The sequence below is a fragment of the Pseudomonas sp. 2024-210 genome (assembly GCF_045062345.1).
GTDB lineage: Bacteria > Pseudomonadota > Gammaproteobacteria > Pseudomonadales > Pseudomonadaceae > Aquipseudomonas.
Map to the genome: position 1 here is coordinate 1 of NZ_JBJGEJ010000001.1, position 14509 is coordinate 14509.

General features: G+C 58.2%; 11 protein-coding genes and 1 pseudogene. 7 read left to right on the forward strand and 5 right to left on the reverse strand.

Going from position 1 to position 14509, the window contains the following annotated elements:
* The 3 genes and pseudogenes from ACI7MX_RS00005 to ACI7MX_RS00015 all read left to right on the forward strand — a co-directional run.
* Nucleotides 1-3173, forward strand: a pseudogene (locus ACI7MX_RS00005) (RHS repeat-associated core domain-containing protein); the annotation flags it as partial.
* A gap of 352 nt (nucleotides 3174-3525) precedes the next feature.
* Nucleotides 3526-3873 (forward strand): hypothetical protein, encoded by a 348-nt coding sequence (locus ACI7MX_RS00010; protein ID WP_405586495.1) that lies wholly within the window; start codon nucleotides 3526-3528, stop codon nucleotides 3871-3873.
* 33 nt (nucleotides 3874-3906) lie between these two features.
* On the forward strand, nucleotides 3907-4170 hold the full coding sequence (locus tag ACI7MX_RS00015) for a hypothetical protein (RefSeq protein WP_405586493.1): 264 nt from the start codon (nucleotides 3907-3909) through the stop codon (nucleotides 4168-4170).
* 479 nt (nucleotides 4171-4649) lie between these two features.
* On the opposite strand, the gene ACI7MX_RS00020 is transcribed toward ACI7MX_RS00015, so the two are convergent.
* Together ACI7MX_RS00020 and ACI7MX_RS00025 are read right to left on the reverse strand one after the other, a co-directional pair.
* Nucleotides 4650-5993, reverse strand: coding sequence for an MFS transporter (locus ACI7MX_RS00020; protein ID WP_314487062.1), 1344 nt, complete (start codon nucleotides 5991-5993; stop codon nucleotides 4650-4652).
* A 21-nt stretch (nucleotides 5994-6014) separates the two neighbouring features.
* Nucleotides 6015-7256 carry a glutamine synthetase family protein gene (locus tag ACI7MX_RS00025; protein WP_405586521.1) on the reverse strand — a complete coding sequence of 414 codons (1242 nt, stop codon included), beginning with the start codon at nucleotides 7254-7256 and terminating at the stop codon, nucleotides 6015-6017.
* 327 nt (nucleotides 7257-7583) lie between these two features.
* On the opposite strand from ACI7MX_RS00025, the gene ACI7MX_RS00030 reads away from it, so the two are divergent.
* Nucleotides 7584-8882, forward strand: coding sequence for a histidine-type phosphatase (locus ACI7MX_RS00030; RefSeq protein ID WP_405586489.1), 1299 nt, complete (start codon nucleotides 7584-7586; stop codon nucleotides 8880-8882).
* Nucleotides 8883-9012: 130 nt separating this feature from the next.
* Nucleotides 9013-9264 (forward strand): hypothetical protein, encoded by a 252-nt coding sequence (locus tag ACI7MX_RS00035; protein WP_314487056.1) that lies wholly within the window; start codon nucleotides 9013-9015, stop codon nucleotides 9262-9264.
* 584 nt (nucleotides 9265-9848) lie between these two features.
* Here ACI7MX_RS00035 and ACI7MX_RS00040 read toward each other — a convergent pair.
* From ACI7MX_RS00040 to ACI7MX_RS00050, 3 genes are all read right to left on the reverse strand, one after another.
* On the reverse strand, nucleotides 9849-10391 hold the full coding sequence (locus ACI7MX_RS00040; RefSeq protein WP_314487054.1) for a histidine phosphatase family protein: 543 nt from the start codon (nucleotides 10389-10391) through the stop codon (nucleotides 9849-9851).
* A gap of 65 nt (nucleotides 10392-10456) precedes the next feature.
* Nucleotides 10457-11728, reverse strand: coding sequence for an MFS transporter (locus tag ACI7MX_RS00045; RefSeq protein WP_314487051.1), 1272 nt, complete (start codon nucleotides 11726-11728; stop codon nucleotides 10457-10459).
* 98 nt (nucleotides 11729-11826) lie between these two features.
* The gene (locus ACI7MX_RS00050) at nucleotides 11827-12783 is read right to left on the reverse strand and encodes a LysR family transcriptional regulator (RefSeq protein ID WP_314487047.1); all 957 of its coding nucleotides are present in this window, start codon (nucleotides 12781-12783) and stop codon (nucleotides 11827-11829) included.
* A gap of 104 nt (nucleotides 12784-12887) precedes the next feature.
* Here ACI7MX_RS00050 and ACI7MX_RS00055 point away from each other — a divergent pair, with 104 nt between their 5' ends.
* Nucleotides 12888-13628, forward strand: coding sequence for an SDR family oxidoreductase (locus ACI7MX_RS00055; protein WP_314487044.1), 741 nt, complete (start codon nucleotides 12888-12890; stop codon nucleotides 13626-13628).
* Nucleotides 13629-13642: 14 nt separating this feature from the next.
* Nucleotides 13643-14491 (forward strand): ureidoglycolate lyase, encoded by an 849-nt coding sequence (locus tag ACI7MX_RS00060; protein ID WP_314487041.1) that lies wholly within the window; start codon nucleotides 13643-13645, stop codon nucleotides 14489-14491.
* Nucleotides 14492-14509 lie beyond the last annotated feature (18 nt).

Below are 14509 nucleotides of genomic sequence, written 5' to 3' on the forward strand. Positions count from 1 at the left end.
CCGCCGAACCGGCTGACAAAACCTGCACCCAGGGCTGCCCGGTGTCGATGGTCACCGGCGAAGAACTGCTGACCCTCACCGACACCGTGCTCGATGGCGTGCTGCCCTTCGAATGGACGCGCCTGTACCGCACCAGCGCCGTCGAAAGCCAAAGCAGCCTGGGTTTCGGCTGGAGCCACAGCCTGAACCATCGCCTGCAAGAAGACGGCGACGAACTGCTGTGGACCGATCACGAAAACCGCCAGACCCGCTTCCCGCGCCCCACCGCGCAACGCCCGGCCATCACCAACAGCCTGGCCCGCGCCGCAATTTACCTGGGGGAAAAAGACGGCGAACTGATCCTCGCCCAAGCGGGCAAAACCCGCCGTTTCTACCACTTTCAGCACTTCAAACTGATCGCCATAAGCGACGCCTACGGCAACCGCCTGACCATCACCCATCGTGACGGCCGCCTGCACCGCATCGAAGACAAGTTCGAACGCGCCCTGATGCTGCGCTACCACAACAACCGACTGTGCGCCGTCGACTACCAGTACTACGACCACAGCCGCGAATTCATCGAACGCTCCGACGAGCACTACGCCAAACACCGCGTGCGCCTTGAACGCTGGACCACCCTGCACACCGCCGTCTCCTACACCTACAACGACGCAGGCCAACTGATCGGCGCTGCCAACGCCCTGCAAGAAACCGAGCACTACCGCTACGACGCCGACCACGTCATCCAGGAACGGCAACTGGCCGGTGGCGCGACGTTTTACTGGGAGTGGCAACACCGCGGCAAACAGGCCCGCTGCATCCGCCACTGGAACAACTTCGGGCAAATGCACGCCCGCTACGAATGGGACGACGCCGGCACCGTCACGGTCCACCATCAGGACGGCAGCCGACACATCTACGCACACGACAGCAACGCCCGCCTCGTCAGCCAGACCGACCCGGACGGCGCCACCCATCAAAAAATCTATGACGAACAAGGCCGCCTGATCGCCGAAAAAGACCCGCTCGGCGCGGTGACCGAATACCAGTACAACGAAAGCGGACGCCTCACCGCCCTGATCCCGCCCCAGGACGAACCCACCTACTACAGCTACCTCGACGGCCACGTGCGCAAAATCAGGCGTGGCTTGGCCCAGTGGTATTACGAGCGCAACGCCCAGGGCGACATCACCCGCCAGACCGACCCCGATGGCCACATCACCCGCTACACCTACAGCCCGCAAGGCAAAATCACGCTCATCCAGCACCCCGACGACAGCTACCACAAACTGACTTGGAACACCCTCGGCCAACTGACCGGCGAACGACTCCCCGACGGCAGCCAGCGCCACTACGCCTACGACGCCCAAGGTCGCAAAACCACCCAGCAGGAACCCGACGGCGCCCTCACCCACTACAAATGGGACGCCGCAGGCCGCCTGAGCCAAATCACCCTGCCCGGTGGTAAAACCCGCGCCTGGAGCTACAACGCCTACGGCAAAGTCACCGCCGAACGCGATGAACGCGGCCACATCACCCGCTACGAATACGCCGACCACCTGCACCTCGTCAGCCGTCGCATCAACCCCGACGGCAGCCAGCTCAACTACCGCTACGACAACGCCCGCCTGCTGCTCACTGGCATCGAAAACGAACACAACGAGCACTACCAACTCGACTACCACCCCAACGGCCTGCTGCGACAGGAAATCGGCTTTGACGGCAGCAAAACCGCCTACGCCTACGACCTCAACGGCCACCTGCTGGAAAAAACCGAATACCCCGACACCCTCTCCAGCGACACCCCACCGCTGAAAACCGCCTACCAGCGTGACAGTGCCGGACGCCTGCTGATCAAAACCCTGCCCGACGGCAGTGAAATCACCTACACCTACGACAGCCTCGGCCGCCTCACCGAAGTCGACGACGGCAAGTGGCCACTCGCCTACGAATACGACCTGCAAGACCGCCTCATCACCGAGCATCAGGGCTGGGCCACCCTGCGCTACCGCTACGACGCCCTCGGCCAACTCAGCCACTGCACACTGCCCGACGGCAACCGCCTGCACTACCTCTACCACCCCGGTGGCGCGCTAAAAACCATCAACCTCAACGGCCAGCGCCTCACCGGCCACCGCTTCGAACACGGGCGCGAAATCATGCGCCAACAAGGCTCGGTGCTCAGCGAATACCACTACGACGAACAACAGCGCCTCAAGGAACACCGCGTCCACCCGCTCGACCACAACGACGAAGTCAGCGGCCACTACCACTACCGGCGCACTTACCAATACGACGCCAACAGCAACCTGAGGCTGCTCACCGACAGCCGCAAAGGCCAAAAAAGCTACGCCTACGATCCGCTCGACCGCCTCACCGAAGTGCTCGGCAACGCCAACAATGTCGAGCACTTCGCCCACGACCCGGCGGGCAACCTCCTCGCCCAAAGCTACAACGGCCAGGGCCGCAGCCACGGCAAAATCAGAGGCAACCGCCTACTCATGCAAGGCGACTGCCACTTCGACTACGACGCCTACGGCAACCTCCTCCGCGAACGACGCGGCGCCGGCCAGCGTCTGGTCCGCCATTACCGCTACGACAGCCAACACCGTCTGATCGGCATCACCCTGCCCGACGGCAGCGACGTCGCCTACCGCTACGATGCCTTCGGCCGACGCATCGCCAAAGACATGGACGGCAAGACCACCCAATTTATCTGGCAAGGCGACCGGCTGATCGCCGAAAACATCTACCAAAAAGGCGTCTACGGCTGGCCGCTGTACCGCAGCTACGTGTACGAACCCGGCACCTTCAAACCGATGGCCCTGCTAAAAGGCCACGGCACGACCAACGAGGTTTATTACTACCAACTCGACCACTTGGGCACCCCACAAGAACTCACCGACGCAGGTGGGAAAATCGTCTGGTCGGCGTATTACCGGGCGTACGGCAACGTCATCAAATTCGACATCAGCGAAATCAGCAACCCGTTGCGATTTAAGGGGCAGTATTACGACGAAGAAAGCGGACTACACTACAACCGCCATCGCTACTACAATCCCAACACCGGCCGCTACCTGACCCCCGACCCGATCAAACTGGCGGGTGGACTCAACAGCTACCAGTACGTACCCAACCCAACGGGGTGGGTGGATCCGTTGGGGTTGATGAGTGTTGAGGGGGATTGTCCGGGCGAAAGAGGAGTGGTAATTAACCCTAGAAAGTTTGATTACTTATTTGGTCGTGTTACTAGCAACGCTCATAATGCAGCCCGTTCGAATCAGCTTGCGCTGGAAATGAAAAGACTCGGCGTCCCAGACAATGCAGAAGGACATCAGATGTTGATTCACCACTTAACTCTATCGACCAAAACTAACGGGAATGTGCTAGAAAACTTCTCCAACCAACATGGAATATTTGAAGTCAGGGAGTCTTTTTTCATCGGGCCATCAGGAAAAGCGGCTAATTTTCAGAGCACATTTCTAGTTCTGAAAAACGGAACCAGAAAACTAAGCACAATCATACCCCGTCACTGAGGACGTAATATTGATTTTTCCAAGCGAACTTGATTTCCTAGAAGCATTCGGTCTCGATCCTGTAGAGACGGATACAAGCATTGGAATGTGTCGATATATCCAAAATTCTAAGACGTCAGGCATTGAAATTGATATTTCTTTTAGTGCTGTAATGAAGTCATTTCAAGTTGCCTTGAGGCTTTTCAAGCATGAAATAGCCACTATCTCTTCAGAAAATGTTTCATCAATAGAAATAGTAAACGACGCACAAGGCGAAGGTATTCACATAATTTTTGACATCTGCGATTCAATTTCAGAAGCAAGAGTAACTTTATATCCTGAAATAACATGCAGATGGTGGACGCTTCGCAACAATTAGCTCCTACCGCAGACACACCTTGACACTCAAGCCATGGAAGTTCCAAAAGCCACGCCGGGCAGCGTTTACATTCACACACAAGAAATCATTTTCTTGAAGAGTGCTGGTGTAGAAATTCGCGAACCCAATATATGGAAAACCATAAAGATAAAAGACAGTGAGTCTATTTATATCGGGCCCGATAATTATAATCCAAAAGAAAAAACACATATTGAATTTTCCACCAACGCAATTATAGGACTCGAAAAGGGCAGCATCACTTGCATATCCCTAACACCAGAAAACCAAAATAAATAGAGGCGCTCTTATTACTCAATAAACTCCCAAGCTAAAACTCACGCGGTCTATAACGAAGAAGCTAGTCAGCGGTTTCAGAAATAAATTTCTCATCTGAGTTTCGCTTTCAGAAGATCTCCTGATCGGCATCCACCTGCCCGACGGCAGCGACGTCGCCTACCGCTACGACGCCTTAGGCCGACGCATCGCCAAAGACCTGGACGGCAAAACCATCCAATTTATCTGGCAAGGCGACCGGCTGATCGCCGTAAACATCTACCAAAAAGGCGTCTGCGGCTGGCCGCTTTACAGCAGCTACGTCTACGAACCCGGCACCTTCAAACCGATGGTCCTCGTCTGGCGACGTATTACCGGGCGTTCGGCAACATCGTCAAATTCACGGATGGACTCAACCGTTAACACCCAGTCCCCGACTGCCACTTGGGCGTCTCTCGCCCAACAGATCAAAGCGCCTTAAAGGCGCTTCGACCACAGGACACTCACTCTTTACGCTCAGTCTCTTGGGTAACGTCTTGCGGGTGAACTTCAGGCTGCGGCTCCGGTTCATCGTGCGGCTCCACGTTATCCACCATTTGATCCTGTACCACTTGTTCATCCACCCGCGGGTCAAGCGCAGCCACCAGCGGGGAGCTGGACATGCTGTCCGGCATGGCAACGTGTTGCAGCGGTGCGTCGTCGACTTGGTGCAAATTGGTCACGGCATTCGGGCGGATGCGCCACACCAGCAGCAAACCCGCCACGCTGAAGAAGGCGTAGAGCATTTGGCTGCCCATGACTTTCATCAGTACACCCGCCAGCAGCGGCCCGATGCTGGCACCGATGCCGTAGGTCACCAGCAGCATGGCGGTCAAGGACACGCGCCGCTCAGGTTCGATGTGGTCATTGGCAAAGGCAACGGCCAGCGGGTAGATGCAGAACTGCAACAGCGCGCTGAGAAAGCCTGCGGCAAACAGCACTTCAACAGGCACCGACGGTAAAAGCGCCAGCGGCAATGACGCCAGGGCCAGCAAGAACGCCAGGATGCGGATCAGCAGCGGCCGGTCGTAGCGATCAGACAACCATCCCAGCGGCCATTGCACCAACAGGCCGGCGAAGATGCAGCAACCCATGTACAGGCCGACCAGTTCGGTGGACAGCCCTTGTTGGGAGGCGTACAGCGGCGCCAAGCCGTAGAACGACCCGACCAGACAGCCCGCACCCAGTACGGCGATCAATGATTGCGGTACGCGCTGGATAAAGAACTTGGGGTCCATCGGTGCCGGGTGCAAGGGCGCCGGGTGAATGCGTCGGGTCATGGCCACGGGCACCAGGCACAAGGCAAAACACATGGCGACCAGCATCAGCAATTCAAGACCGAGCTGGGGGTGGATGACCAGTATCAGTTGACCCAGTACCAGCCCCAGGTAGGAGGCGATCATGTACAGGCTAAAGACCACGCCACGCTGTTTGGCCTCGGCCTGCTCGTTCAACCAGCTTTCGATCACCATGTATTGGCACATCATGCCCAGGCCAACGATGACCCGTAGCAGCAGCCACATGGGCAGCCAGTCGGTCAGGCCGTGGCACAGCACCGCAGCGCCGACAATGCCGGCACAGGTGGCGTAGGCGCGGATATGCCCCACTCGGGCAATCAACCGGTGACCGATTTTGCCGCCCAGTACCAGACCAAAATAGTTGGCGGCCATCAAGGCGCCGACCCACAAGCCGTCGACATTGTCGGCGGCCAGACGCAGCGCCAGGTAGGTGCTTAACAGGCCCGAGCCAATCAACATCATCAGCGAAGCAAAATACAACGCGCGAAAAGATTTCCAGATTTGATGCATGGCGTTCCTTGCGACTCCTGCTTAAGCCTGAGCCGCCAATACACGGCGTTCCCAGGGAGTGATTTCATCGTAGAAGCTGGTGAGCTCCAGAGTCTTGGACGCGATGTAGCCTTCGATGAACTCAGTGCCGAACAGTTCAATCGCCAAACCACTGCGCTTGAGCCGCTCCAGAGCGGCATGCAAGGTACAGGGCAATAACAAGGCATCCGGCACCTCGAATTGGCCCTGGATGGCAGGGGTCGGCGCAAGCTTATGTTCGATGCCATGCAAACCGGCAGCCAGACTGGCGGCAATGGCCAGATAAGGGTTCGCATCTGCCCCCGGCAAGCGGTTTTCGACGCGCCGTGCCACGGGAGCACTGGCCGGAATGCGCAACCCGGCGGAGCGGTTATCCAGTGACCAGCAGGCATTGTTCGGCGATGCATACGGGTGACACAAACGCTGATACGAGTTGACGTTCGGCGCAAACAGCGCCGTGAAGTCGGCCATGCACGCTTGCTGCCCGCCGATAAAGTGGCGAAACATCGCGGTGGGTTGCCCCGCCTCATCGCTGAACACATTAAGCCCGCTGCCCTGCTCCACCACGCTTTGGTGGATATGCATCGAGCTGCCCGCCGTGTGCGCCAGCGGCTTGGCCATACACACCACGTTCAGGCCGTGCTTGAGCGCGACTTCCTTGAGCAGGTGTTTGAATAAAAACGTATGATCGGCCAGCAGCAATGGATCACCGTGCAGCAGGTTGATCTCAAACTGACTGACGCCCATCTCATGCATAACGGTGTCACGTGGCAACCCCAGCGCTGCCATGCTCGCATACACCTCGCTGAAGAAAGGTCGCAGGCCGTTGTTGGAACTGACGCTGAACGCAGAACTGCCGTCTTCGCGGCGGCCATCCAGGCCAACGGGCGGGCGAAAGGGTTGAGTCGGGTCGGGATTGGGCGCAAAGACAAAAAACTCCAGTTCCGTCGCCACCACCGGCGCCAGCCCAAGCGCTGCGTAACGGGCAATCACCGCCTTGAGCTGAGAACGGGTCGACAGGGATGAAGGGCCACCCGAGAGTTCATTCGCATCGCAGATGGCCAACGCTCGTGGCTGTGCACTCCAGGGCAAACGATGAAGGTGCGCAGGGTCTGGCACCAGCACCAGATCACCGTCTTCGCCGCCATAAAAATGAGCTTCAGGGTAGCCGCCCATGATGCATTGCAGCAGCACGCCTCGGGCCATTTGCAGACGCCGCCCATCAAGGAACCCCGCCCCCGTCATGACTTTGCCACGCGGGACGCCATTAAGGTCCGGGGTCACACATTCAACTTCGTCGATGCCAGCCAATAGCTGCATGAGTGGAGCCTGACAATGGGTGGACATGACGCTTTCCTTGTTGAGCACGCCGCGAGGGGCAATGGGCACAAAATACGCAGCACTGACTGGGGATTTCAAGCAATGGCCGCAGGATCCTGGTAATTGGCCCCTGCGCAGTCGTTGACTCACCGAAAACGCTGGAACAAAGGCTGCACAGGTTTTGCGGTAGGTGAACCGTTTGCGTCTAGACTCACCGCGCAATGGTGTCCAGGATGACCAAAAGGAAAACCGATGAAAGCGTTTATCCCTCTCTGCACAGGCCTGTTGCTGGCCAGTACGCTCAGCCCGGCAGCCGTTGCTCAGACCCCGACCCGTGATGGTTATGTACTGGATAAAGTCGTTCAGATCAGCCGTCATGGTGTTCGCCCGCCTACAGCCTCCAATGAAAAACTGCTGACCAAGGTCACAGAGCGCCACTGGCCCGTGTGGCTGGTGCCTTTTGGCAACCTGACCGGCCACGGCTATACCGGCGCCGTCGAAATGGGCCGCTACCGCGCCGAGGTGTTGCGCAGTGCAGGTCTGATCCCCAAAGGCTGCCCAGACGCCAAGCAATTGCTGACCCATGCAAGCCCCATGCAGCGCACCAAAGCCACCGCACAAGCCTTGCTCGACGGGATGTTTCCCGGCTGCGGCTTTCAACCCACCTACGTCAGCGGCAATCAGGACCCGTTGTTCCAGGCCAATGAAATGCCCTTTGCTGCCCTCGACCCCGAAAAAGCCCGCGCGCAAATCCTGCAAGCATTGGGCGGCAGCGTTGAAGCCGCGCAAGCCCACTACAAACCCTACGAAGAACAGCTCAAGGAAGTCGCCTGCCTGCCCGGTGCCGACTGCCCTTACGGTAAGGAAAAGTGGACGCTGGAACAAAACGCCAAAGGCCGCTTTTCGATCAAGGGCCTGAGCGCCGGTGCCAATATGGGTGAAGTATTCCGCCTGGAATACAGCCAGGGACTGCCGCTGGATAAAGTCGCCTTTGGCCATGCGCGCACCGCAGCTGAAATTTCCAGCCTGATGGTGCTGACCAAAGCCAAATACGATTTTCTCAATGACATTCCCTACATCGCCAGTCGCGGAGCCTCCGAGCTGATGAACCAGATTTCTCTGGAACTCAAACAAGGCACCTCACTGGCCGGCAAAGCCGAAGAAAGCACGCCACCTGACGTCCGGCTGATGCTGCTGGTGGCCCACGACACCAATATTGCCTACCTGCGCACCATGCTCGGCTTTGGCTGGAAGCTCGGTGACTACATTGAAAACAACATCCCGCCCGTGGGCACGTTGCAGTTTGAACGCTACAAGGAAGTGAAAACCGGCGAGTACTTTCTGCGTATAGCCTTTGAAGCGCAGTCAATGGATCAAATTCGCAGCCTGGCTCAACTGACCGGTACTGAAAAACCCCTCAAGGCTGATTTCGAAAGCGCCAAAGACTGCCGAAAAACCAGTGTCGGTCTGCTGTGTCCGCTCAAAGAAGCCATGAGTAAAGTCGATCAAAACATCGACCCGACGGCGCTGAAGCCTTACACCTTTGAATAGACGAAACCAGGGCGGTACTGGCCGACGGGGTGCCCAATAGGCACTTAGCCATAAACCCTGGGTAGAAACCCCCGGTGCACGTGAGCTACATTGGGGGCAGCCTCAAATAACAACACGCACAGGGGGAACCGTGAATACACATCAAAAAATGCGAACCTTCGACCGGATCCGCGATGCCGTGCTGTCGGAATATCGCGAGCGGGTGTCTGAATACTTAGTGCTTTACGAGGACGTTCTAAACGACCCGACCGCCAGCCAAGAAGCCGTGCGCTCTACTGCTCTTCAGCTACGCGGCTACCTGCGCGGATTGAACACAACGCGGGTATTGGGCATGGCCGAACTGGAAGATTTGGACAGCCGCATCATTGAGTCCTGGCTGTAGCTGTCTTCCCTCACCCCAACCCTCTCCCAAAGGGAGAGGGGGCTGATTGGGGGGCATTGGAGATTTGTGACTGACTGGAAGGGATACCCGAACCTCTATTTCTATTTGACGCGGTCGTCTTGCTCAATGAGCATCCAGCAACAACACGATCAGCCCCCTTTCCATCAGGGCATAGGTATCTACCCATCTTTTATGAATGACGAATATCTCGCCTGAGAGCTGCCGCAGCTGCAAGCTTTTGATGTTGCTTTGGCTTTGGCTTTTGATCTTAGGCGCCCCATTAAATCACGCTGGCCGAACACAGGTAGGGCGCAGTAGGTAACCCGGCAGGACGCCGGGTTAGCCGCGACACGGCCATGGATGGCCGATCGCGGCGGCCTACGGAGCAATGCCTGGGTGAGGGCATGCCGAGCCAAAGCGAGGCACCGAGTGGTAGGGGCAAGAGCGTTTGGTTACTTTGCGCTTCTCAAAGTGACGCGGCGTAAGGCCGCAACCCTGAGTGGCCGTTACCGCAGCAATGGATGTACACCCAATAACACCGATCGCAGCCTTCGTTCCTCGTCAGCGACAAGAGCTGCGGCCACTCAGCCCTTAACCCGCATCCGCCATATCCCGTTGTGGCGCAAATCAATCATCGACAACGGTTCGATATCAATCGTGTGAAACGCCGACGGCGGACATTGCAGTACGTTCATCAGTGCCGCACGCATAACCAACGGATGTGTCACCGCAACGATATGGCCACTCCCCGTCAGCGCTGCCATCCACTCCCTCGTGCGCTGACACAGTTGCTCAACAGACTCGCCCCCGTGCGGTACGGCCTGCCAGTCAGCCATCCACACACCCAGCGCTTCGGGCTCAATGTCATCGAGCAAACACCCCTTCCACCGCCCAAAATCACAATCGCGCAAGCCGTGATCTATCTGTGCATCCGCTGAAAAGAGTGCCGCTGTCTCTCTCGCCCGCGCTTCCGGCCCACACAGGTAACGTGTCGTGCGGGATGAAAATGGATGACGTGAATAAGCCTGCGCCTGCCAGTCCATTTCCACGGACTCATCTGCCGCAAACCGCGCTTTTTTCTGCGCAATCGTGCGGGCATGGGCGATCAACGTTAAGCGTAAAGCCATTAAGTAATTCCAGATCCTGAGACACGCACTGGCGAGCTGACAGGCTATGTTACAAGGAAAAGCGCCTAGACCACTGCAGGCAGGGCCTCCAGACGCATCACCGGGGCTGCCGGTTCTTTGAGCAGTGCAAAGTAGGCAAAAGCTGAGCACGCCGCGACCACGGCACTGATCACAAAGGCTGAGGAGAACGAGCCACTCTGCTGCACGCTGAAGCCGGTCAGAATCGGGGCGATGGAACCGGCCAGATAACCGCCAAAGTTCTGGATCGAGCCAAAAGATGCCACCCGCTCTGACGGTACGATGGTGTTGACGATCATCCAGGCCGTGGCACTGGAAATATTGATAAAGAACATGGTCAGGCACAGCAACACAACACAGGCCACCACGTTGGTGGTAAAGGCCACGATCAGGGTAAACAAGGCCCCGCCGAGCAGCCCCAGAATGACCATCAGTTTGCGGCTGGCCAGCACACGCATGCCACGCGCCACCAGACGGTCACAGCATTTACCCGCAACGATGGTGCCCAAGGCGCCAAACAGATACGCCAGCGATACCACCCACGCAGTGCGATACAGATCAAGGCCGTGCTCGCGTTCGAAGTAGCCGGGCAGCCAGGTGAGGTTGAGCCAGATCATGTAGATCACGCCCATAAACCCGAGAAACGCCCCCCAGGTATTGCGGTCTTTGAACAATGAAGTCCAGGGCACTTTAGGCCCCTTGGCTTGCTGAACAGGCACCGGTTCTGCACGCCCGGTCTCAGACATGTATTGCGCTTTGCTTTTGTAGAACTTGAACCAGCACACCGCCAGCAACAAGCCCAATACACCGGTCAGGATAAACATCCCGCGCCAGCCCAGATGCACCATGAAGACAGTCAACAAAGGGGGCGCCAAACACGGACCAATACAGGTCGACGACCATACCCAGCCGGTGGCCGTGCCACGTTCCTGCGTGTCGAACCATTCGGACAAGGCCTTGGCCGCCGAGGGAAAAACCGGCGCTTCGCCAATCCCCAGCAGCACCCGCAACCCCACCAGATGGCCGTAGCTGCTGAACAAGCCAAACGCCGCTTGCGCCACCGACCACACCACCAGTGAACCGCCCAGCGCGAGTTTGCTGCCCAGTTTGTCGATCAGGGCGCCGAGAGGGAGTTGCGAGAACGCATAGGCAATGGAAAAAGCCGACAGCATCACCCCCATTTGCATCGGGCTGATGGCCAAGTCGGTCTGGATCGTGGTGTTGGCGATGGACAGGGCACTGCGGTCCAGGTAGTTGACCACGCCAATCAGGAACAGAAAGAAGATGGTCAGCGTTTTGTAGTTTTTTATTGTTTTCATGCGCGCCTCTAGTGAGCGGTTTTTTATCCTCTTCTTTATAGTTGCCAATAGGGACGGTGCCCAATCACAAGATTCCATCGGTTGATAACCCTGCGTTATCAACCTGTCTGCTGAGCGCCACGTAAGGCATCAGGCCCCGTCAACAGCGCGTCGATAAAGGCTTTGGCCGACCACTGCGGCGGTTCATTGCGCCGGGTGATCACCCCATAGTCCGCCAGCACCAATGGAAACGGCAACGCCAAGCGCACCAGCCGCCCTGCCTGAATTTCCGGCTCGACCATGGATTCGGCCAGCATCGCCACCACCGGCGTGGTTTGCAGCAATTGCATGGTGGTGTGCAGGGATACCGTTTCGACGGTGTTTTCCGGGGTTTGCATGCCCGCCTCGACAAAGGCCTTTTCGACCCGTGCGCGCATCGGTGTGCCCGTCGGGTAGATCACCCACGGCCAACTGCCCAGATCGCTTAACGGCACTTCGGTGGCCCCGGCCAACGGGTGCTGGCTGCCCGTGACCAGACACAGTGGCTCCGGGGCCAGGGCTTGAAAATCGAACAATTCACGATGACGGTCGAGGGTGAAACGGGCGACCACCAGATCCAGTTCTTTATGCTCAAGCAAGGTCAGCATGTTGGCGCTGGTGCCCTCCAGCACTTGTACCGTCAACAGCGGCCAGTCCTGCTTGACCCGCACAATCGCTGCGGGCACCGCCACCGCCGTGGCGGCATAGATGGTGCCGACTTTGAGCAGGCCATGCCCGCCCTGACGCAGATGGTTGATCTGGCCGACAAACTGCTGGGTATCGTTCAAGGCGATCTGGGCGAAACGGGCCACGTGGCTGCCCAGATCCGTGAGGGTCATGCTGCGCGGTAAACGGGCGAACACCTCAAAGCCCAATTGATGCTCTATCTCGCGCAGCATCTTGCTCACGGCGGGCTGGCTGATGCTCATTTCCTGTGCAGTGGCGTGCATGTTTTGCGTGCGCGCCAGCGTGTTGATCAGCACCAAATGGCGAAACCGCAGCCAGTTGCACAGTTGATTAAACGCCACATCGGCCATTCGATAACCTCCGGTTATTAAGGCTTGAGAATATCTCATTGGCGCTTATCGCCACGCAACATTAGGGTGAGTTCATTGAGCCCAATAAAAATAAGGGTCTGCCCATGAACCTCGCTAACAAACGCGTACTGATCACTGCCGCGGCCCAAGGCATTGGTCGTGCTTCGGTACTGGCCCTGCGCGATGCTGGTGCCCGGGTGATCGCCACCGACCTGCACATCGAAGCGCTGCTGGACATCCCCGGCATTCAAGCCCTGCCACTGGACGTGACGCGGGCCGCGGACATCGACGCCCTCAGCCGCCAAGTGGGCACCCTCGACGTGCTGTTCAACTGCGCAGGCTACGTGCACAGCGGCGCCTTGCTGGAATGCGACGAGCACGCGTGGCAGTTTTCTTTCGACCTCAATGTCACCGCCATGTACCGGATGATCCGCGCGTTTCTGCCGGGCATGCTGGCAGCAGGCGGTGGCAGCATCATCAACATGGCGTCGGTGGCTTCCAGCGTTAAAGGCGTGCCCAACCGGTTTGCCTACACCGCCAGCAAAGCCGCCGTTATCGGCCTGACCAAATCCGTGGCCGCCGACTATGTGGGTCAGGGCATTCGCTGCAACGCGATTTGCCCCGGCACCGTTGACTCCCCTTCGCTGCGCCAACGCATTGCCGAACAGGCTCGCGAACAAGGGCGCAGCGAAGCCGAGGTGTATCAGGCGTTTGTCGACCGTCAGCCCATGGGCCGCATCGGCACCCCGCAAGAAATCGCCGGGCTGGTGCTGTATCTGGCCAGCGACGCCAGCGCCTACACCACGGGCACTGCCCAGATTATTGATGGCGGCATGAGTAACTGAATAAAGGAGCGTGTATGAAACTGCTGCGTTACGGCGAAAAAGGCCAGGAAAAACCCGGACTGCTGGATGCTCAAGGCAATATCCGCGATGTGTCCGCGCATATCTCAGACGTCGCAGGCACGGCACTCGACCCCGCCCGCCTCGCCCTGCTGAGCAAGATTGACCCTTCAAGCCTGCCCTTGGTCAGCGGCTCACCGCGCTTGGGCGCCTGTGTCGGCCAGGTCGGAAAATTTATCTGCATCGGCCTCAATTACGCCGACCACGCCGCCGAATCAGGCATGGCCGTGCCGACCGAGCCGGTGCTGTTCAACAAATGGACCAGCGCCATCTGCGGCCCCAATGACGATGTGCAAATTCCTCGCCATTCGACCAAGACCGACTGGGAAGTCGAGCTGGGCGTGGTGATCGGCAAAGCCGGTCGCTACATCGATGAAAGCAACGCCCTGGAACACGTGGCCGGTTATTGCGTGATCAACGATGTGTCCGAGCGCGAATGGCAGCTGGAGCGCGGCGGTACCTGGGACAAGGGCAAAGGGTTCGACACCTTTGGCCCCCTTGGCCCATGGCTGGTCACCCGCGATGAAATTCCCGATCCGCATCAGCTCAACCTGTGGCTTGAGGTTGACGGGCATCGCTATCAAAACGGCAACACCCGCACCATGGTGTTCCAGATCCCGGCTTTAATTGCTTACCTGAGCCGCTGCATGTCGCTGCAACCGGGCGACGTCATTTCCACGGGCACGCCGCCGGGGGTGGGTCTTGGCATCAAGCCAGAACCGGTATTTTTGCGTGCGGGGCAGGTCATGCGCTTGGGCATTGAAGGCCTGGGTGAACAGCGCCAACGCACGGTGCAGGCTGACTGATTAACAACCCAAGCACCC

Excerpts from the sequence above, each read along its gene's own strand:
- ACI7MX_RS00040 (WP_314487054.1), bottom strand. The coding sequence starts at position 10,391 with ATGGCTTTACGCTTAACGTTGATCGCCCATGCCCGCACGATTGCGCAG.
- ACI7MX_RS00025 (WP_405586521.1), bottom strand. The coding sequence starts at position 7,256 with ATGACGGGGGCGGGGTTCCTTGATGGGCGGCGTCTGCAAATGGCCCGA.
- ACI7MX_RS00020 (WP_314487062.1), bottom strand. The coding sequence starts at position 5,993 with ATGCATCAAATCTGGAAATCTTTTCGCGCGTTGTATTTTGCTTCGCTG.
- ACI7MX_RS00050 (WP_314487047.1), bottom strand. The coding sequence starts at position 12,783 with ATGGCCGATGTGGCGTTTAATCAACTGTGCAACTGGCTGCGGTTTCGC.
- ACI7MX_RS00055 (WP_314487044.1), top strand. The coding sequence starts at position 12,888 with ATGAACCTCGCTAACAAACGCGTACTGATCACTGCCGCGGCCCAAGGC.
- ACI7MX_RS00045 (WP_314487051.1), bottom strand. The coding sequence starts at position 11,728 with ATGAAAACAATAAAAAACTACAAAACGCTGACCATCTTCTTTCTGTTC.
- ACI7MX_RS00030 (WP_405586489.1), top strand. The coding sequence starts at position 7,584 with ATGAAAGCGTTTATCCCTCTCTGCACAGGCCTGTTGCTGGCCAGTACG.
- ACI7MX_RS00015 (WP_405586493.1), top strand. The coding sequence starts at position 3,907 with ATGGAAGTTCCAAAAGCCACGCCGGGCAGCGTTTACATTCACACACAA.
- ACI7MX_RS00060 (WP_314487041.1), top strand. The coding sequence starts at position 13,643 with ATGAAACTGCTGCGTTACGGCGAAAAAGGCCAGGAAAAACCCGGACTG.